Origin of the sequence: Parabacteroides sp. AT13 (genome assembly GCF_002272965.1) — a bacterium.
GTDB classification, from domain to species: Bacteria; Bacteroidota; Bacteroidia; order Bacteroidales; family Tannerellaceae; genus Parabacteroides; species Parabacteroides distasonis.
In genome coordinates, this window is the sequence record NZ_NQMH01000002.1 from 1,203,204 (window position 1) to 1,223,593 (window position 20,390).

Annotated in this window: 16 protein-coding genes; 8 read left to right on the top strand and 8 right to left on the bottom strand. The window is 50.0% G+C overall.

The window, feature by feature from the left end:
- Positions 1-30 precede the first annotated feature (30 nt).
- From CI959_RS19380 to CI959_RS19395, 4 genes are all read right to left on the bottom strand, one after another.
- Positions 31-519 carry a Dps family protein gene (locus CI959_RS19380; protein ID WP_005857763.1) on the bottom strand — a complete coding sequence of 163 codons (489 nt, stop codon included), beginning with the start codon at positions 517-519 and terminating at the stop codon, positions 31-33.
- A 154-nt stretch (positions 520-673) separates the two neighbouring features.
- A complete protein-coding gene (locus CI959_RS19385) occupies positions 674-1,357 on the bottom strand; it encodes a porin family protein (RefSeq protein WP_057316926.1) in 684 nt (227 codons plus the stop codon).
- Between the two features lie 135 nt (positions 1,358-1,492).
- Positions 1,493-1,981: a Dps family protein gene (locus CI959_RS19390; RefSeq protein WP_005857767.1), complete on the bottom strand. Its 489-nt coding sequence runs from the start codon at positions 1,979-1,981 to the stop codon at positions 1,493-1,495.
- A 192-nt stretch (positions 1,982-2,173) separates the two neighbouring features.
- A complete protein-coding gene (locus tag CI959_RS19395) occupies positions 2,174-2,530 on the bottom strand; it encodes a hypothetical protein (protein WP_005857769.1) in 357 nt (118 codons plus the stop codon).
- A gap of 49 nt (positions 2,531-2,579) precedes the next feature.
- On the opposite strand from CI959_RS19395, the gene mfd reads away from it, so the two are divergent.
- From mfd to CI959_RS19435, 8 genes are all read left to right on the top strand, one after another.
- Positions 2,580-5,942: a transcription-repair coupling factor gene (gene mfd / locus CI959_RS19400; RefSeq protein WP_057316925.1), complete on the top strand. Its 3,363-nt coding sequence runs from the start codon at positions 2,580-2,582 to the stop codon at positions 5,940-5,942.
- A gap of 27 nt (positions 5,943-5,969) precedes the next feature.
- On the top strand, positions 5,970-7,871 hold the full coding sequence (locus CI959_RS19405; RefSeq protein WP_057316924.1) for a long-chain fatty acid--CoA ligase: 1,902 nt from the start codon (positions 5,970-5,972) through the stop codon (positions 7,869-7,871).
- A gap of 282 nt (positions 7,872-8,153) precedes the next feature.
- Positions 8,154-9,485 (top strand): C10 family peptidase, encoded by a 1,332-nt coding sequence (locus CI959_RS19410; protein WP_009275024.1) that lies wholly within the window; start codon positions 8,154-8,156, stop codon positions 9,483-9,485.
- A gap of 22 nt (positions 9,486-9,507) precedes the next feature.
- Positions 9,508-10,182, top strand: coding sequence for a hypothetical protein (locus tag CI959_RS19415; protein WP_009275023.1), 675 nt, complete (start codon positions 9,508-9,510; stop codon positions 10,180-10,182).
- Between the two features lie 423 nt (positions 10,183-10,605).
- Positions 10,606-11,415: a DUF6261 family protein gene (locus tag CI959_RS19420; protein ID WP_009275021.1), complete on the top strand. Its 810-nt coding sequence runs from the start codon at positions 10,606-10,608 to the stop codon at positions 11,413-11,415.
- Positions 11,416-11,587: 172 nt separating this feature from the next.
- Positions 11,588-14,176, top strand: coding sequence for a DUF5686 and carboxypeptidase-like regulatory domain-containing protein (locus CI959_RS19425; RefSeq protein ID WP_044544799.1), 2,589 nt, complete (start codon positions 11,588-11,590; stop codon positions 14,174-14,176).
- Between the two features lie 54 nt (positions 14,177-14,230).
- Positions 14,231-15,526: a Na+/H+ antiporter NhaC family protein gene (locus CI959_RS19430; RefSeq protein ID WP_057316923.1), complete on the top strand. Its 1,296-nt coding sequence runs from the start codon at positions 14,231-14,233 to the stop codon at positions 15,524-15,526.
- 56 nt (positions 15,527-15,582) lie between these two features.
- Positions 15,583-15,825, top strand: a complete 243-nt coding sequence (locus CI959_RS19435) for a hypothetical protein (protein ID WP_005857785.1) — start codon at positions 15,583-15,585, stop codon at positions 15,823-15,825.
- 265 nt (positions 15,826-16,090) lie between these two features.
- On the opposite strand, the gene CI959_RS19440 is transcribed toward CI959_RS19435, so the two are convergent.
- The 4 genes from CI959_RS19440 to CI959_RS19455 form a co-directional block, all read right to left on the bottom strand.
- Positions 16,091-17,059, bottom strand: a complete 969-nt coding sequence (locus CI959_RS19440; RefSeq protein WP_008779683.1) for a hypothetical protein — start codon at positions 17,057-17,059, stop codon at positions 16,091-16,093.
- A gap of 6 nt (positions 17,060-17,065) precedes the next feature.
- Positions 17,066-17,608 (bottom strand): ferredoxin domain-containing protein, encoded by a 543-nt coding sequence (locus CI959_RS19445; RefSeq protein ID WP_005857789.1) that lies wholly within the window; start codon positions 17,606-17,608, stop codon positions 17,066-17,068.
- 71 nt (positions 17,609-17,679) lie between these two features.
- Positions 17,680-19,794: a KamA family radical SAM protein gene (locus CI959_RS19450; protein ID WP_057316921.1), complete on the bottom strand. Its 2,115-nt coding sequence runs from the start codon at positions 19,792-19,794 to the stop codon at positions 17,680-17,682.
- A 123-nt stretch (positions 19,795-19,917) separates the two neighbouring features.
- Positions 19,918-20,313 (bottom strand): response regulator, encoded by a 396-nt coding sequence (locus tag CI959_RS19455; RefSeq protein WP_009275015.1) that lies wholly within the window; start codon positions 20,311-20,313, stop codon positions 19,918-19,920.
- Positions 20,314-20,390 lie beyond the last annotated feature (77 nt).

Genomic DNA, 20,390 nt, shown 5'->3' on the forward strand with positions numbered 1-20,390 from the left:
GGCCTTCTCCAAACTCAATGAATCACCTTTTTACTTCTTGCAATCGCAAGTTGAATATGCTACCAACATCCAAACCAATTTTTCTTGTTCCTTCAGATAGTCACTCATCAACGCTACCGTAGCCTCATCGCCCGCCTCCGATGCCAAGGAAAGAAGTTTACGTTCCTCACCAATCAGCAGGCCATAGGTATCGAGAATATGTTTCAATGCCTCGTCACCACAGGATACGCCTGATACCTCTTTTACACGGGCTACTTTCAGGTACTCGCTGAACTTGTTCTCCGGCTCGCCTCCCAACATCAGGATACGTTCCGCCAACTCGTCAACCTTCTCGGCAGCGTTGTTGTACATATCCTCGAATTTACCATGAAGAACGAAGAAACCGTGTCCCTTGATATTCCAGTGGAAACCACGAAGGTTCGTATAGAATACTTGGTAGTCCGCCAATAATTGTTTCAAGCTTGCTACTACGTTACTTACTGCTGATGCGTCTAAATGAAGATAATCTAATGTTTTCATACTGCTATTTTTTTAATTGTTATACTTTCCGTTTTCTTATACTGCAAAGATATGGTAAATATAAACAGCTGTCAAACAGATAATTCCTATATACATATAGATAGAATCTATATTTAAACGATCAACAGGAAGACATGCGATAGAACTTAGGTTTCTATTTACCTAATTTAAACTTATATCCTGCGGTAAGAGCCAAGGTATGGTAATTCGCCTCGATCGATCCTCCCTTATACTCTTTACCTAACGATACATCATAGCCAAAATTGATAAAGCATTGTTTTATTTCCACACCTACAGTGGCACTTATACCCCAATCAAAAGCACGAAGCCCTTCACAGGGATCATGGGTATAAAACTTAGCGGATTCTTCCGAAGCGACAGACCATCCCCCGAACATTCCTTTATCCAATACGCTTACGGCTATATAAGGGCCTACTCCGACATTCAAACGAATATCCTCAGCTAATTTGAACGATAAATTAGCCATAATCGGTAATTGCAAGAAATTTCGTGTCACCTTATTTGAGTAATCATACGCATATCCATACGGATCATAAGTAGGTCCCGGCACAGTCCACCAATAATGCCCATATCCATATCCGGGGAATTGGTCATTACTATATCCCCTTTGCGTATAATACAGACCGGACTTCAGAGAAAGAAATTCCGGCTTCAACTGATATTCCACTCCTACCCCAATCTTCCAACTCGGTTTCCAATCAACCATTGGACCCGCCTTCATCACTGTCATACCCGCTTCCGGAACTACCGACCACTGGGCTTGTACCGATACTACACCTAGCATTAACACCATCGCAAATACTACAACTCTTTTCATATACTTTTTATTTTGATAAAATAATCGAACGATTTATATGAATAAGACATGAAACAATAAAAAACCCCTATTGGCACCAACAGAAAAAGGCCGGAATCACTTCCGACCTTCTCCAAACGCAATGAATCACCTTTTTTACTTCTTGCAATCGCAAGTTAAATATGCTACTAACATCCAAACCAACTTCTCTTGTTCTTTCAGATAATCACTCATCAAAGCGACCGTAGCCTCATCTCCCGCCCCGGATGCCAAGGAAAGAAGTTTACGCTCCTCACCGATCAAATGACCATACGTATCAAGAATATTCTTTAACGCCTCGTCACCGCAGGATACGCCTGATACCTCTTTTACACGAGCTACCTTCAGGTACTCGCTGAACTTGTTCTCCGGCTCGCCTCCCAACATCAGGATACGTTCCGCCAACTCGTCAACCTTCTCGGCAGCGTTGTTGTACATATCCTCGAATTTACCATGAAGAACGAAGAAACCGTGTCCCTTGATATTCCAGTGGAAACCACGAAGGTTCGTATAGAATACTTGGTAGTCCGCCAATAATTGTTTCAAGCTTGCTACTACGTTACTTACCGCTGATGCGTCTAAATGGATATAATCTAATGTTTTCATAATTGCTACTTTTTAATTTGTTATACTTTCTGTTTTTCTTATACCGCAAAGATACGGCAAGTATAAGTAGCTGTCAAACAGATAATTTTTATATCAAGATAGAGGAGATTTATTAAACTATTCCATACAATAAGTATGCAAATGACATGAATACATAAATAATTGGATACTAACATTTTAAAAAGACGATTATCATTTTCGAAAAACACGTACGTGTTTTTTTGAAAAGTCGTACATGTTTTTCGGGAAACACGTACGACTTTTTACAGAATCATACGGCAAGGAACTAGAACATACATAAAAATATAAGATAAGTCTCCCTTTTTCAGAGGACCCAAAAGCATTTCCCCCAAAATCCCCTACTCGAATCCTCGCTCTATGGAAAACAGATACTCCGGCGACATTTACTAACATTGAGATTTCTCCATGCTTCTGCGCTTCGTCTATCAAGCTCAGAATAGACGAGCGTGAGGACAAGTCCATTTCCATCGGCAGTACGTCAAATCCGGCATTGTTCATTGTCTGGGCAATAATCGCTGCATTATTCATACTGTTTTTTTCCCTAAAAAGGTTACCTTCGCGGAAACAAGATATCGCTTTGGAAGTACAAGAATTATTGAAACTATATGCCGCTCACCCGCAAGTGACGGCGCTGGACACCCTACTGAAAAACGATACGTCCCGCAATATATTCCTAAAGGGACTGAATGGCTCGGGTCCGGCGATGACGATCGCCTCTCTTTTTACGAAAGGAAGGGGAAGCTATGTGTGTGTGTTGAACGACCAAGAGGAAGCCGGCTATTTCTATCACGACTTGATGCAGCTTACCGCCAGCAATGAGGTATACTTCTTCCCATCCGCTTACCGGAGGGCCATCAAGTACGGGCATGTCGATCCGGCGAACGAGATCCTGCGCACCGAGGTACTCAGCCGGTTGCAAGACCCGGACGCCTCTTTCGTGATCGTCACGTATCCGGACGCCTTGGCGGAACGAGTCGTGGCCCGGGAGGTATTGAAGGAGAATACCTTAAAAATCAGCGTGGGCGAGAAGCTGGATAATATGTTTGTCTCTGACGTGCTGGACGAGTATGGCTTCGAGCAGGTCGATTATGTATATGAGCCGGGGCAGTACGCCCTCCGGGGCAGTATCCTCGACGTTTTCTCTTTCTCCTACGAGTTCCCCTACCGTATCGACTTTTTCGGCGACGAGGTGGAGACCATCCGTACGTTCGACGTGGAGACGCAACTCAGCAAGGAGAAGCTGGACAGCATCTATATCGTACCGGAGATGAGCAAGAACGCCAAGGATAGTACTTCCTTGCTAGGCTCCCTCCCCCGGAACACCTTCATAGCGGCGAGAGATCTCGCATGGTGCAAGGAGCGCATCGGAAGCGTATGGAACGACGATCCGGTGGTAGCCGACGAGGAATCCTTCGCCGATATCGACCAGATGCGGAAGAAATTAGTCCGGGGCGAGGACTTCCTACGGGAGGTATTGGATTTCCGTCGCATCCATTTCGGGGCACGGCCGATGGGAACGGCGGACGCTACCATCCACTTCTCTACGCAAACGCAGCCGATCTATCATAAGAATTTCGACCGGGTGAGCGAGTCGTTCCATAAATACCTCGACGAGGGCTATACATTATATATATTGAGCGATCAAGAGAAACAAGCCAACCGTATCCGGATGATTTTCGAGGATAGGGGCGACAATATCCCTTTCACCGCCGTGAACCGCACGATACACGAGGGATTCGCCGACGACACGCTACGCATCTGCTTTTTCACCGACCATCAACTGTTCGACCGCTTCCACAAGTTCAACCTGAAGAGCGATAAGGCACGAAGCGGAAAGATCACCCTTTCACTCAAGGAGCTGAACCAGTTCTCGCAGGGGGATTATATCGTACATATCGATCATGGCGTAGGACAGTTCGGAGGATTGGTACGCACCGAGGTGAACGGTAAGATGCAAGAGGCCATCAAATTGATTTATCAGAATAACGATATTATATTCGTCAGCATCCATTCCCTGCATAAATTATCGAAATACAAGGGGAAAGAGAGCGGCGAGCCGCCCAAGTTGAGCAAGCTCGGCACGGGCGCTTGGGAAAAGATGAAGGAACGTACCAAGGCGAAGGTGAAGGATATCGCCCGGGACTTGATCCTCCTCTATTCCAAACGCAAGCAAGAGACGGGTTTCGCCTACACGCCGGACAGCTTCATGCAGCATGAGCTGGAAGCCAGCTTCATCTATGAGGACACGCCGGACCAGATGAAGGCGACCGCCGAGGTCAAGGCGGATATGGAAAGTACCCGTCCGATGGACCGGTTGATTTGTGGAGACGTTGGTTTCGGAAAGACCGAAGTAGCTATCCGCGCGGCATTCAAGGCGGTATCGGACAATAAGCAGGTGGCCGTGTTGGTACCCACCACCGTACTGGCTTTCCAGCATTACCAGACGTTTTGTGAGCGCTTGAAGGATTTCCCTTGCAAGATCGATTATATCAGCCGGGCCCGTACGGCCGCGCAAATCAAGGCTACCTTGAAAGAACTGAAAGAGGGCGAGGTGAATATCTTGATCGGCACCCACCGGATCGTCGGCAAGGATGTACGTTTCAAGGATCTGGGCTTGCTTATCATCGACGAGGAGCAGAAGTTCGGGGTATCCGTCAAGGAGAAGCTTCGGCAACTGAAGGTGAACGTGGACACCTTGACAATGACGGCCACCCCGATCCCCCGTACCCTACAGTTCTCCTTGATGGGGGCCCGGGATCTTTCCAGCATCACCACGCCACCGCCCAACCGTTATCCCGTGCAGACGGAGGTGGAGCGTTTCAACCCCGATATCATCCGGGAAGCGATCAATTTCGAGATGAGCCGGAACGGGCAGGTGTTCTTCATCAACAACCGTATCCAGAACATTTACGAGATGGAAGCCTTGGTACGGCGAGAAGTCCCCGACGCACGGGTAGCCGTGGGGCACGGGCAGATGGAACCGGAGAAGCTAGAAAAGATCATCCTCGATTTCGTGAATTATGAGTATGACGTATTGATAGCCACCAGTATCGTGGAGAGCGGCATCGACGTACCCAACGCCAATACGATCATCATCAACAACGCCCAGCAATTCGGGCTTAGCGACCTCCATCAGCTACGCGGACGTGTAGGACGAAGCAACCGGAAAGCCTTCTGCTACCTCCTTTCCCCGCCCCTCACCTCGCTGACGCAGGAGGCACGACGCAGGTTGCAGGCGATCGAGAACTTCTCCGAGCTGGGTAGCGGTATCCATATCGCCATGCAAGACCTCGACATCCGGGGAGCCGGGAATATGCTAGGCGCCGAGCAAAGCGGTTTCATCGCCGACCTAGGCTATGAGACGTACCAGAAGATCTTGGAGGAGGCGGTAGACGAATTGAAAAGCGAGGAATTCGCCGATCTTTACGCCGATAATGCCGAAGGGCACCGGGATACGGGCAGCGAATACGTCCGGGAGACCTATATCGAGAGCGACCTTGAATTGATGTTCCCTCCCACCTACATTCCCAACGACTCGGAGCGTATCTCCCTATACCGGGAGTTGGATAATATGGAGGAGGAACGTGACATCCTCGCCTTTACGGAGCGCTTGAAAGACCGCTTCGGCAAGATACCGAAGGAGGGCAAGGAGTTGATCCGGATCGTGCGCCTCCGCCGCATGGCCAAGAAACTGGGCATGGAGAAAGTGGTCCTGAAGAAAGGGCAGATGAGCCTCTTCTTGGTGAATAACCCGGATAGCCCGTATTACCAAAGCGAGGCGTTCGGCAAGCTGCTGGGCTTCATCCAAAAGCATCCCCGTGAGTGTAACCTCCGGGAGCAGAACGGCAAGCGAAGTATCGTGATCAAGAACGTCCCTACGGTGGAAGCGGCATGCGGCTACCTGCAAGAGATGGAAAAAATAAACTCAACCGACTTTTGACACATCCTCTTACAAACACGAAAAGATATGGAAAAGAAAACGATTATAGACCTTTTTGAGAGTTCAGTGAAGCGCTTCCCCGGTAATCCTTTTTTATGGGAGAAGACGGGCAAGCGATTCGAGCCAACCACTTACTCCAAGGTTCGCGACCTCGTCTATGAGGAAGGCGCAGGCCTCGTATCGCTGGGTGTGCGAAAGGGAGATAATATGGCTTTACTGAGCGAAGGGCGCAACGCGTGGATCATCGGCGAGCTGGCCATGTTCTACGCCGGGGCGACGAACGTGCCCCTATCCATCAAGCTGGAGGAGGCGAACGACCTCCTGTTCCGTCTCGTCCACGCCGACGTGAAATATATCATGGTATCGGGCCAGCAACTGGGGAAGATCCGGGCGATCAAGGATAAGCTCCCCACCGTACGGAAGATCATCGTACTCGACGAGCTGGCGGAATACCAAGACCGTGAGATGCCGCTGTCCGAGATACGCCGGATGGGGAAGGTCTATCTGGGTATTCATCCGCTAGAGGAGTTCTTGGCGATCGGGCAATCGCTGGGCAACGATGATTACGCCACCATCACCTATACCTCCGGCACGACCGCCAATCCGAAAGGCGTGATCCTCACCCACCGCAACTATACGGCGAACGTGGAGCAAGCGCTCACTTGCGTGGATATAGACGATACGTGGCGTACGTTGGTAATACTCCCGCTGGACCATTGCTTCGCCCACGTGGTAGGATTCTACATCTTCATGTCGAAGGGAGCCTCGGTAGCTACCGTGCAGGTAGGGCGTACCGGTATGGAGACCTTGAAGAATATCCCTATCAATATAAAGGAGTTCAAGCCGTACCTGATACTGAGCGTCCCCGCCTTGGCGAAGAACTTCAAGAAGAATATCGAGCAAGGTATCCGAGCGCAAGGCAAGAACGCCGTCCGCCTTTTCAACCTAGCCTTACGGATCGGTTATATCTATAATGGGGATAGCGACGAGGAGGAAGGAAAAGGTTTCCGCGTCCTCTTGAAGCCACTGGTCCGTTTGTTCGACAAGCTATTGTTCGCGAAAGTCCGTGAGAACTTCGGGGGCGAACTGAAGTTCTTTATCGGAGGGGGCGCCTTGCTGGATAAGGACTTGCAGAAGTTCTATTACGCCTTGGGAATCCCGATGTACCAAGGATACGGGCTGAGCGAGGCGACACCGATCATCTCGACCAACGGCCCCCGCCGCCACGTCTTCGGCAGTAGCGGCGTATTGGTGCGGCCCCTCGACCTAAAGATCTGCGACATGGACGGCAACGTACTTCCTCCGGGGGAGAAAGGCGAGATCGTCATCCGGGGAGAGAACGTGATGGCCGGCTACTGGAAGAACCCGGCATCGACGGCCGATACCGTAAAGGAGGGTTGGCTGTACACCGGGGATATGGGATATATGCGTGACGGGCTTCTTTATGTGTTGGGGCGTTTCAAGAGCCTGCTGATCGGAAGCGACGGGGAGAAATACAGTCCGGAGGGTATAGAGGAAGCCTTGGTAGAGCATTCCTCTTGCATCGACCAGCTGATCCTGTACAATAACCAGAGTCCGTACACGACCGCCCTGTTGGTCCCTAACAAAGAACGGTTGCGGAAACATCTGGCCCACCAGAATCTGGACCTCACGAGCGATCAAGGCCGAGAAGAGGCCATCCGTATCATCCAGCGCCAGATCGACCGTTTCCGCAAGGGAGGCGACCTGTCCACCCTATTCCCGGATCGTTGGTTGCCGACCACCTTCGCCATCCTCCCCGAGCCTTTTACCGAGCAAAACGGCATGGTAAACAGCACCATGAAGATCGTCCGGGGCAAGGTAGAGAAAGCCTACGCCGCCCGTATCGCCCAGCTCTATACTCCCGAGGGGAAGAATCCGCTGAACAAGTGGAACAAGGAGGCGTTGTAGAGACGCGGCGAGCCGCATCTCATCCCTCGCGATGGGCCTTGCTACCCCGGCAAGGCCTTTGTTGTTTCAAGAGGGCCGCGACAAATGAATAATAACGAGATTTCATACAAGATTCTGATTACAGAATTTGTTTTTGTCCGATTTAATCCAGACCTTTATGACTCAACATTTACCTATTCTATTCAAAGAATAAATGGTCCCGTCTCTTCGGAGTTCCTTCTCAAGATCAACAAAGGTTGATAATCACTCTTTTCTCATGCTAATCTCTAAATCCAATCTCATATGAAAGCAACGAATACTTTACTGAGTACGATTATTATCGGCGTTACTTTAATAATCATGACGGGATGTTCACAAGGTGAAGATCTTATAGATGCTGGCACCCAAGCGTTAAACGCGGCGACAAACAATGACAAGGAGTTGGTCTTAACCGCCTCCGAGCAAATCGCCCTTTCCGTAAAACAGAAAGGTTCATACGATATCTCGGAAAAAGAAGCGAAAAAGAACTTCGAGAGCTACGCTAAGACCATCCACAAGGAGAAAGCCGTAAAAGTAAAAGCCCTCTCATTGAAGAAGAACAAGAAAAACGGGAGAAACCTATACTACGAAGTTATATTCGAAAACGACAAAGGAACGGGATTCTCCCTATTATCGGCAGATGAACGTGTAGACAAGCTACTTTGTTACTCAGAAAACGGGTCTATATCGGACACCTCGTTTAACAAGAGCTTGAAATACTGCCTAGAGCTAGTCGATTTGTATGTGGAGGGGCAAACCCAAAAAGAATTAGACATAGAAAGTCTTGCCTCTTCGGCGAACCAAAAGATTAAAGCGGCAAATAAAGGCAAGGTAATCACCAAAGCACTCCCACCTTTTGACCCCGACGACCCGAATAGCCCTTGGAGTTATGACCGGACAGACGTGAAAAACGAAGTCACCGAAAGGATCAAGCAAGTTCACGCAGGATGGCATCAAGGAAGTCCGTTCAACGATTTATTGCCATTGCTTCCTCCCGATTATACGCAAAGAGCCTATACGGGTTGTGCTATGGTAGCCGTCTCGCAAATCATGGCATATCACCAAAAGCCCTACAGCAATTATATCACGGCGGCGATGTGGCCTACGATGATCGCGAATTTAGACACCTCCGTAGAGCTAAAGCGCCTTATGCTTGATTTGTTTAATACGATGAACACAGGATATGATGCGACCGGGACAAGTAGCAATATATCCAAAGCCAGAGACTTCCTAAACAATAACGGCTATACCGCCGGATCCGCTCAAGATTATACATTTGACAGGGCTTGGAGAGCGTTAAGCTATGGCCCTACATATATAAGAGGAACAAGAGCTAGCGGTGACGGTCATGCTTGGATTATTGACGGAGTACGGAACACGAGAACCACCAGTACCGATATTTATACCATTACATATAACGGGAGAGTGTTTGAAGCCTCCGGTAGTTCTTCCATCACCTCCTTTCAGACCGTACGGTATGATTGGGGAGGGGGTAATGAAAACGATAACACTTGGTTTAACAGCGGTATTTTTACGCCATCATCTAACACAAGCCCATACGATCGAAATGTACGGATGATTAGCTATGTTTATTAATCAATTTAAAACTTCAAATCCTATGAGAAATATATTCCTTTTATACTGCGTAGCGCTAGCCGGCCTCTGCGCTTGCGAATCGGAAGAAAAAGTATATCCAGACGGGCCCGGTCTTAACGAGGTAGGCATGCAGATCGTGCTGACAGACCCGGAGCTGAACGATCTCTTGAACCCGGAATCCCCCAGCTTCCTTGGAGAAGAATATACGAAAGGCATCCTCGTCATGTACCTTAACGCGGGCAAAAAGACCCTCTGCCAATTCGTGCCTCAATACACGAACGAGGGAGGTACACAGAAAGAGTGGAACATGATCTATCCACCCTACGAGGACTATGAAAGAGACGGAAGGGTAAAAAAGAACACGAAAGGATACTATTACCTCCCGTTCCCTTTTAACAAAACAGAAGAGAATCAGGATGTCTCCTATATATACGTTCAGTACCCAAACGGAAGCGAGGATGAGATAAAATCACAAATGTACATCGCCGACGGCATATTCCTTATAGACCAGATATGGGTCAACGGCGAGCTCGCCTATTCCATGTCTCCCCGAGAAGGCTCCCTAAGCACAAAGCAGTATTACAACCCGGAATATTATCCGTTCTTGGTTCCTACGTTAGATGACAATGGCAAGCAGATCGGGGATCTGGTACAGCCCGAGGGCGGCACGCGTATCATCGTGATCAAGAAGAAATGATTTATCGCGAGGCCCGGCCACCAAGGTTGGGCCTCGCATTTTCTAAAGATTCCACCGCGCACCTGCCGCGGGATACCGCATTTCTCCAAGATTCGGCCTCGCGCCCGATGTACCCCCCGCATTTTTCGCGAATTCCACCACGCGCCTGCCGCAAGATGCCGCATTTCTCCAAGATTCGACCTCGCACCCGATGCACCCCCCGCATTTTTCGCGAATTCCACCACGCACCTGCCGCAAGGTGGAATATTTCCCTAAGATTCCGTTTCGCACCCGATGTAAGCCCCGTATTTTCGCAAGATTCGACTTTTCACCTGCCGCGAGGTCGAATCCGCGAAAAACACGGCGGTTCCCAGAGCTATATCAATCGATTTGTCGTACCTTTAGCCAGTGTTAAACAGATCATGGATCTAAATCAATAAGAAAATGGGAAAGATTACAAAAGTAAAAGACATTAACATCGCAAAATTAAACAACGCCGAGTACCGGACCTTCATGGCCCGCTACGGGAGCCTGATCGCAGGTGACGGCGGCGATTCCGAATCTCCCGACGAGATCAGCTTCGACCCGAACGACCCGCTGGGCATCCCCGCCGAGCTGCGCACGGCCTTCGACAGCGACTTCAAGCTGCTGACCGACGCCGTCAACCAATCCTCCGCCAGCGAGGAAACCGCGCAGATGTCCGCCATCGACAAGGAGCGAGACGACCTGCTCACCTTCATCACCTCCACCGTATCGCAAATGATGAAAAGCCCGCTGGCGGCGCAACGCACGGCCGCCGAGAAGCTATACCTCGCCGTGAAACCCTACATCGGCGCCGCACGCCTCGCCAACTTGCAGGAGACGGCCGCCATCGAGGGCTTGCTGACCGACCTAGCCAAGGAGGGCATGCCCGAGGCACTGGCGGCGATCACCCTCACCGAGGTAGTGGCCGCGCTGAAGGAGAAGAACCAGCAATACGCAGCCTTGACCGAGCAGCGCACCAACGCACGGGCCGACCTCCCGGTGGAGAGCGCCAAGAAAATCCGCCTCCGCATGGACGAGGAATACGACGAGATGACCACCTACGCCTTCGCCCAAAGCGTGGTGAAGCCCACTCAGGTGACGGCCACCTTCATCAGCCGCCTCAACGCGCTGATCGACGAGACCAACGCCCTCTACAACCAACGCATAGCGCTCGTGAAAGCCGCCGCCGCCAAGAAGCAAGCGGATAGCGAATCGCCGTCAGAGATATAAAGCCGTGAGGCCCTCATGTTTTTTAGATTTAAGAATGATGGGGCTCCCCTCCCTCCAAGGAGGGGATGCCCCATTGATTAATGATTATTAATAGCCTCTCCCCCCTCCCTCCCACGAAAAAAACATACCTTTGCCAACTGTATTATCCGTGAAGGAATAACGAGACATTTACATGATAAGATCTATTCGCTATATCACTTTGCTAGTCCTGTTACAATTCGTGACCGGCATTTCCGTCCTATACGCCCAGAGCATAACTTCCGCGTCCGGAATCGTGAGAGACTCCGTAAGCGGGGAACCCCTATCCTACGTATCCGTCATGTTCGAAAACTCGACGATCGGGGCGATGACCGACGATGATGGGGCTTTCAGCCTCCAGAATGACAAAGGGCTTACCCGGCTGGTCGTATCCTCGCTTGGATATGACAATAAGGTCGTAAACCTAAAGGCGGGGCAAAAGAACAACGCCCTCAACGTGCTCCTCCGGCCTACCTCGTTCGAGATTGCCGAGGTAGTCGTCAAGCCTAAGCGCGAGAAATATTCCCGCAAGGACAACCCCGCCGTGGAACTGATCAAGAAAGTCATAGAGCATAAGAACGACAACCGCATCGAGGCGAAGGACGAGTACCAAAGCGAGGTGTACGAGAAGCTCAGCATGTCGCTGGACGACTTCAACCCCAATCTCGAGAAGAATAAGTTCCTGAAGAAATTCAAGTTCATCAAGAACTATCTGGATACCTCGGAGTTCAACGGGAAACCGATCCTGACGATCTCCGTCCGCGAGACGATCTCCGACCAATACTACCGTAAACATCCCAAGGCGGAAAAGACGATCACCAAGGCCAAGCGCCAGCAGGGTATCGACAAGACCTTGGACGATGGAGGCGCCATCACCGCCAACCTTGAGGAGATATTCAAGGGCGTCAATATCTTTGACAACAATATCAATATCTTGTTGAACCGTTTCGTGAGCCCGTTATCTTCCACGCTGGCCGTCTCCTATTACAAATATTATATCATGGATACGGTGGACGTAGCCGGAGATAAATGTGTGGATCTCGCCTTCGTGCCCGTAAACAGCCAGAGCTACGGCTTCACGGGCCGCTTGTACATCACGCTGGACGGGAATTACGCCGTCAAGAAATTCCTCTTGAACACCCCGGCGAACATCAACCTCAACTGGGTGGACAAGCTCCGGATCGAGCAAGAGTTCAAGCGGATGCCGGATAGCACTTGGGTGCTCGCCAACGAGAATACCTACGTTAATTTCTATATCGTAAAAGGGGCGCAACAGCTCTATGCCCACCAGCTAAGGAATTTCGATAAGTATCAGTTCGACGTGCAGAACGCCGACTCGATCTTCGGCCTTCTCGGTCCGATCCATGAGCTGCCCGAAGCCACCGCCCAGACCGACACCTTCTGGATACACAACCGCCATGTCCCCTTGAAAGAGAAAGAGAGCGCCTTGGACGACTTGCTGGCGCAACTCCGCAAGGTACCGGCTTTCAACGTGATCATCAAGACCGCCGAGATATTGATCACCGGTTATATCCCGACCACGGCGGACAAGGATAAGAGCAAGTTCGATTTCGGACCGATGAATACCACTTTCAGCGCCAACCATCTGGAGGGCTTCCGCATGCGTGTGGGAGGTATGACGACGGCAAACCTCAACCCGCACTGGTTCGGTAGCGGTTATCTGGCCTATGGCGTAAACGACCGTAAGCTAAAGTATAACGCCAAGCTGACGTATAGCGTGAACAAGAAGAAATATCACGAGGGAGAAAGCCCGGTGAACAACATCTCTGCGATCCAAGAGTACGACGTATATACGCCCGGTCAGGACTTCCTCTTCACCAGCAAGGATAATATGTTCGTGGCATGGAAAGTGGGCGAGCCCGTCACCATGATGCAATACATCCGCAAGACCATGCTCCAGTACCAGAAGGAATGGCTGAATGGCCTGACCCTTACCACTTGGGCACGTAACGAGAACAACGAGGCGGCCGGAACGCTCCGCTACGACCGTTACAACGCCGACGGGACATTGACGAACCTAAAGAGTTTCACCAACACGGAGCTAGGGGCCCAGCTTCGTTTTGCCCCGGGCGAGCGTGCCTATAACGGACGAGAGGGTAAGAACTCGCTTTTCAACCTCTCGAAAGACGCTCCCGTATTCAAGCTATCCCATCAGATGGGATTGAAGAACGTGTTGGGGGGCGACTTCAATTACAACCATACGGAGATCAGCGCCGAGAAACGGATCTGGCTCTCTTCCTTCGGACATATCGACGCCTTGGTGACGGCGGGCAAGGTATGGGACAAGGTTCCTTTCCCCTTGCTCATCATGCCGAATACCAACCAGTCCATCACGATCCAGCCGCAAGCCTTCAACATGATGCGTGCGCTGGAGTTCGTAAGCGACCAGTATGTTTCGTTCTACTTCACGTATTATATGAAGGGATGGATCTTAAACCGTATTCCCGGCGTGAAGTGGCTACGTTTGCGTGAGGTGATATCGTTCAGCGGTTTCTACGGAGGACTGACCGATAAGAACAACCCTGCCTTGGACCCGACGGGACTATACCGTTTCCCCGAGGGAACCTCGCCGATGGGCCGTACGCCTTACCTAGAGGCCAGCGTAGGTCTGGAGAACATCTTCAAGATATTACGGATCGATTATTACCGCCGCTTGACGTATCTGGACCAACCGAATATCAAGAAGGGGGGCGTGCGTATAGCGCTGCGGTTCTCCTTCTAAGAGTTGACAGTTGAGAATTGACAGTTGACAGTTAAATGTAGGAGAGATAAGAAAATGGGGGAGTTGGAACGCAGACCGAACGCATGGGCATTGACGCCGCTGGTGGTATTCTTATTGACTTATTTGGTGGTATCTATCGTGGCGGGAGATTTCTATAAGATGCCGATAACGGTAGCCTTCGTCATCTCCTCGATCGTAGCGATAGCGATCTCCAAGGGAGGCAAATTAAGCAACCGTATCGAGCAGTTCTGCCGGGGGGCGGCCAACAGCAATATCATGCTGATGGTATTGATCTTCATCCTCGCCGGGGCCTTCGCGCAGACCGCCAAGGCGATGGGTGCCGTAGACGCTACCGTGAATCTGGCGATGTCCATCCTGCCCGGTAACCTGTTGGCGGCCGGAATCTTCCTAGCCGCTTGCTTCATATCCATCTCGGTAGGTACGTCGGTGGGCACGATCGTGGCCTTGGCCCCGGTAGCTGTCGGTATAGCGGACAAGACGGGGATGCCGGACGCCCTTATGCTGGGTGTCGTGGTGAGCGGCGCCATGTTCGGCGACAACCTGTCGTTCATATCCGATACGACTATCGTAGCTACCCGCACGCAGGGGTGCCAGATGTCCGATAAGTTCAAGGTGAATATCCGTATCGCCCTCCCGATAGCGATCCTGACCGGATTGATATACGTGCTGGTGGGAAGCGGCGTGGAGAACGCTTACGCCCCGGCCCCGATCGAATGGGTCAAGGTGATCCCTTATCTGGTGGTGTTGGTAACCGCCGTTTGCGGGATCAATGTCATGTTGGTGCTATTCATGGGGATCGCCCTGTCCGGTATAGTAGGTCTGTGGACCGGTAGCTTTGATATTTGGGGCTGGAACGCCTCCATGGGACTAGGTATCACCAATATGGGCGAGCTGATTATCGTGACGCTTCTGGCAGGAGGCATGTTGGAAATGATCCGTTATAACGGGGGTATCGACTGGATCATCCGCAAGCTTACCTCCCGCATCCATTCCTCCAAGGGAGCCGAGATGAGCATAGCGGCCTTGGTGAGCTTCGCCAATCTTTGCACGGCCAACAATACGATCGCCCTCATCATGGCTGGCCCGATCGCCAAGGATATAGCGGACCGGTTCAAGATAGATCCCCGCCGCAGCGCCAGCCTATTGGATATCTTCTCTTGCTTCGTACAGGGAATCATCCCCTACGGCGCCCAGATGTTGATGGCCGCCGGACTCGGGCATGTCTCCCCTATCGAGATCATGCAATATCTTTACTACCCATATCTATTGGGAGCAGGCGCCTTATTGGCGATCGCATTCAATTATCCGAGGAAATATACGGTAAATTAAATGGATAAACATTATCTTTGCTCACAGTACTCATTTAAAGAATAAGGAGGATCCGTATGACAACGATGGAATTAAGGGCAGACATCTTCGAGAATCTTAATTTCCTGCTAGATAACGAAGAGGCGATGACACAGCTGAAAAAATATCTGTGCCAGCTGCGAAATAAAGTCGAACGGGACAGCCCTTGTAAATATGACGTTGGCGAATTGACACAACGTGTACGCCAAGGTGTACAAGATGCCCGCCAAGGCCTAGGACAAAGTCACGACGACCTAGTAAAAGAAGCCGAAACATGGTAAAAATAAAATTAATTTACTTCCACGAGAAAGATACCTGTCATATCGTTGCGGTTTGGGATTGCCGTAATAATCCCAAACTATTACAAGATAAGCTTGGAGAAGAATAAATAAGACGTACAGATCCTCTATGTGAAAACACAATAGTATTCAAAGCAAAAAGACTATTGTGTCCGGGATTGAATACTATTGTGTTCGCTGATGAATATTACTGTGTTCAAGTAGAAACACTGTAGTGCTTGGGAGCGATGGGAATACGGCAATCGGATTAGCCGAACAAATCCAGCGTAAGCTGCTTCTTCGCGGCTTCCAGTTTACGAAGATGCCGCTTGCCTTGAGGGGTGACGATCTCCATCTTATCGAAACGGGTACGTATCACCGTAGTCACGGTATAGCTCACGTTGACCACCTCTCCTAGCTCCGACAGACGGCGGACGATCTCCAAGACGCAATCGATGCACATGCCGCTCGTGAACGAGATCTTATCCTCGAACATCTGTTTCTTAAAATCCTCATCTTGCATATAGAAATCGATCGTCTCGCCTCCCTTGTTGTAAATACCTTTCCAGCGATATTTACTGTCTTTCAGTACCGGCGAGATGATCTCTATCGTGGCCTTATTATCCTTGACAGTAGGCAGATCGTCGCTACGCAAGATAAAATAATCGAACTGGTCCCGCTTCACCTCCAGCGAACCGGAACGGCTACGATCCTTCTCGTTCAACTCACGTACCGAGATTTTCGTCACCTTCGGATACCCTTTCAAAGCCTCGTAGAAATTAGACTTACACTTACAGAAACGGGGCGAGGCGTTCAACAGGTCGATCAAGCGGTGTGAAGGCGTAGCCCCCGGAGTCTTCAGTCGTAGTTCACGGCGTAACTTGGACAGCTCACGCTGCATCTCCTCCTCGTCCGCCGGCGTACGGTCCATCAGCGGTTGTCCACCCACCGACAAGGAGGGACGGGTCAATATCTGCATCACCAAGTTCAACACGATAGAGATAGAGCGGCTACTCTCCCCGGCCACGCCCAGCTTCTCACGGAAACCACCCTCCTTATCGTAAGGCTCGTTGTAAACCGTCAGCTTCACGTCCAGCATATCCGCCAAGGAACGTATCAGCGTAAGAATCTCCTTCTCACACCGGTGCTTGGTCATGGCATCCATATAATTGGATTTATTATTAAAGGAATAACGTATCTCCAGCTTATTCGCAAATTTTAGAATAGAGTCACTCATTTGTTTCTAGTTTTTCGGTTCTTCTTTCGGTTTACGATCAAAAAACGGGTTCTTCGACGAGGCGCTGACCGGTATCGCCATCACGCATTTACAGTCTTCCAACAGCCCCAATCGCTGGGCCGCCAAGCCGGCGCTGAACATGACACGGGTATCCACACGCAAGTCCGCCGCCGTAGCGCAAGCCGAGCCGATTGCGATACCCAGATCGACGGAATTAATAGCGCACGGAACCAAATCCGGCTTCTCCACGCAGGTATCGAAACCGCAATGGGCGCAGTTCAAGCCTTGTACTTTCTGGGAGGTACCGATAATCACCACGGCGTCGGCACTCTTTATATTCTCGGCGTCACGAAGCAGGAACTTGAATCCGGTCTCGGCCGCTATCCGGATCATCTCATCGGACAGGCGCAAGATATCCCCATCCGTCACCATCGCTATCTCTATGATATCAATACCCTTGCCTTTAGGAGCCGTGCGAGCGGCTGTCATCATGCGGCGTGCGGCCTGTAACACAAGCTCATGCCTGATTTCTCTTTCGTTCTGTATCATATCCTTCTAAATTCAATGAAACAAAATTAAGCAAAATATACGAAACCAAGGCAAACACATGAGGATAGAATTCATAATTCAAGATTAGTCATTCGGTCCGTGGCCTTAAAGGGATAAGCCGGGTATTCATAAATACTGAAACGAGGCTCGGTCTCTCCCTCGCAATAATTCCAGATCGTACGGTACTCATTGACATCCTCGCCTATCTCCTTCAATTGCCTAAGGTAAGCGGCCACGGATTTATTCTCCACGATATAGACCTCACCCATTTGATCGATAATCGGGCTATGCCGACGGCTCCCGTCGTGATCGAACTTAAGAATCCGCTTTCCCTCGGAAGTCAGTCCAATGGTATGGAAAGTCATGCTCTTACCAATAGCGGGCAAGTTCAACACGTTACGATCCGTCCCGGCGAACAGCAACCCGTTCTCCTTCAGGAAACGAACCAAGCACTTGCCTAAAGGACGCTGGTTACGGATCATATCATACAACTCCGCCTGTTTCTCCTCCGGCACCTGCCCGAAGATCTTCTCCTCACGAGCCTCTTGCAACGAGCGGCTATTCGGGGTATAAACCGCATAATTCTCCCGGAATCCCTTCACGGAGAACGTATAATAGCAAACCACCCCAAGGGCGTTTAAGGTCTGCCGTAATTTCGCCGTATGCCCCCTACGGGAAGCCGAGACCGTATAAACCAACTGATTCGTGATCGTCCAGCCCGCCGCCAAGATCGCCTCGATAGCGTGCCTCGCCTCCGGTGTCACCTCCAGTGGAGACTGGAAATGCGTTTGTATATAGAACTGGCTCACACCGATAGCGGAAGCCTTCTCCTTGAACTCCCTCAATATACCGACCAACTCGTCGGTCACACGCAGCGGAAGATAAGCCAGCAACCGGGAACCTAGCCGTACCCGTTGCAGCTCGGCGTACTTCTCGCCCTCCGAACGGCTCTCGTTCGCCTTCCGTTTCCGCACCGCCATCTTATATACCGCCTCCAATATCTTACGCAAGGTAGCGTTCTGGCTCATCAAGGCATCCCCGCCCGTTATCAGGATATCCCGTAGCTGGGCGTCTTCCTCGAAATAACGCATCAGACGACGTAACTTCCGGTCCCAACTCTCCTTAGGCTTCAGGGCCTCGAAATCGAAATTCAACCGCTCGCTCTGGAAATCATACATGCGCTGGCAAGAAGCGCACAATCCACCGCAAGCACGCCCCATCGAATCGGGGATCAAGATCGCCACCTCCGGATACCTCCGGTGTATATTATGTCCCTCCGGCAATAGCCAGCCCGCCGCATTCGGCTCATCGGCGACGACCATGTCTTCCTTTTCCCACGCCTTAATGCTTCCATACGTATCTACCAGCTCGTTCGAGTACATGATGTACGATCGCACCGTAGCGTCATCATACCCCTCATGTTCTATATTTAATAGGGAAAGATAATAAGGAGTCACAAAAAAGGGCATCCCCTTCTTTTTGGCACGGGCCAATAAGCTCATCGTCTCATCCGACAGGGAATATCCCAAAAAGAAGTTCAATTCCGTAGGACTCTTGATCGCCATCGACAAATGGAAACGAGCAGTATTCCACCACTCACGTACCCGAGCCTCTTTCTCCTCATAGGAGATGCCCTCGGCGAACTGAAAACGTGACGAAAGGCTATGGCGTCTTTCTATCTTCTTGATCAAGCAAGCGATGATACGCTCCTTGTTCCTCTCACGGATAGCGATCACCTCCGGGCCGAGTCCGGTCGGCCAACGGTTCATCTGCCTTTTCACCAATGCCCGGTCCGGCAGGATCTCAACCGGATATTCCAATAAATCAAACTGATGGTATAGGTCAATGAATAAATCAGGAGAGACCTCATTTTCCAAATGGCCGATCAGGAACTGCCAAAGATAAGTGACCGTCCGCACCGGAAGACGCTCGCCCGTAGACAGCTCGTCCACGAAAGTATCATCATGCTCAATCAAAAGAAGGATACGTCTCGCCACCGCCATTCCTACGTTTTCTTGGGTACTTTCCTTTTCCGTGAGCCGGGATAAAATAAGAGAACGCAAAGCATCCTTAAAATACTTTGCGTTCTCACTTTCTTCCGCTAAGGTCACCAACCAAGGGAAGCTCTGATTATATACTTTTTTTAGTTTAGAAATGTCGGATACAAGATGTTCTTTTTTTATCATAAGCATGTCATTTTTGTAGATTAGAATACATTTGTAAAGCGCCCTCTTGACGATTTCCTACAAAAATAACAAAAAATACGACAAAATGCCGTTTATACAAATCTAAAACATCTTAATAAATCCTTACCATACGATCGACGGACAATACTGCGATATCGTATTTTTCAATACCTTTAGATTGATCGGCTTCGTGATAAAACCAGAAGCCCCGGCTTCTTTAGCGGCTTCCATATCAGAGTCGAATACATAAGCCGACTGCATGATTACGGGGATATCTTTCGATAGCTTACGGATTTCCTTCAAGGACTCGATACCCGTCATCTCAGGCATCTTTATATCCATCAAGATCAAGTCCACCTCGTTTTCCTTAAAGAGAGCCAAAGCTTCCAAACCAGTTTTAGCACGGATCAAATTACAATATTTATGTAAAATGGTCTTCAGAAGTAAATAATTACTTTCCTCATCCTCCGCGATTAGCAACGTGGGCTTTCCTCCACCCAAATCATTTTTCACATCCATATATATAACGTTTTATTCTTTTAATCAAAATCAAATAAACTCTGATGAAGCAAAGATAAAACAAATATTAGAAAGTA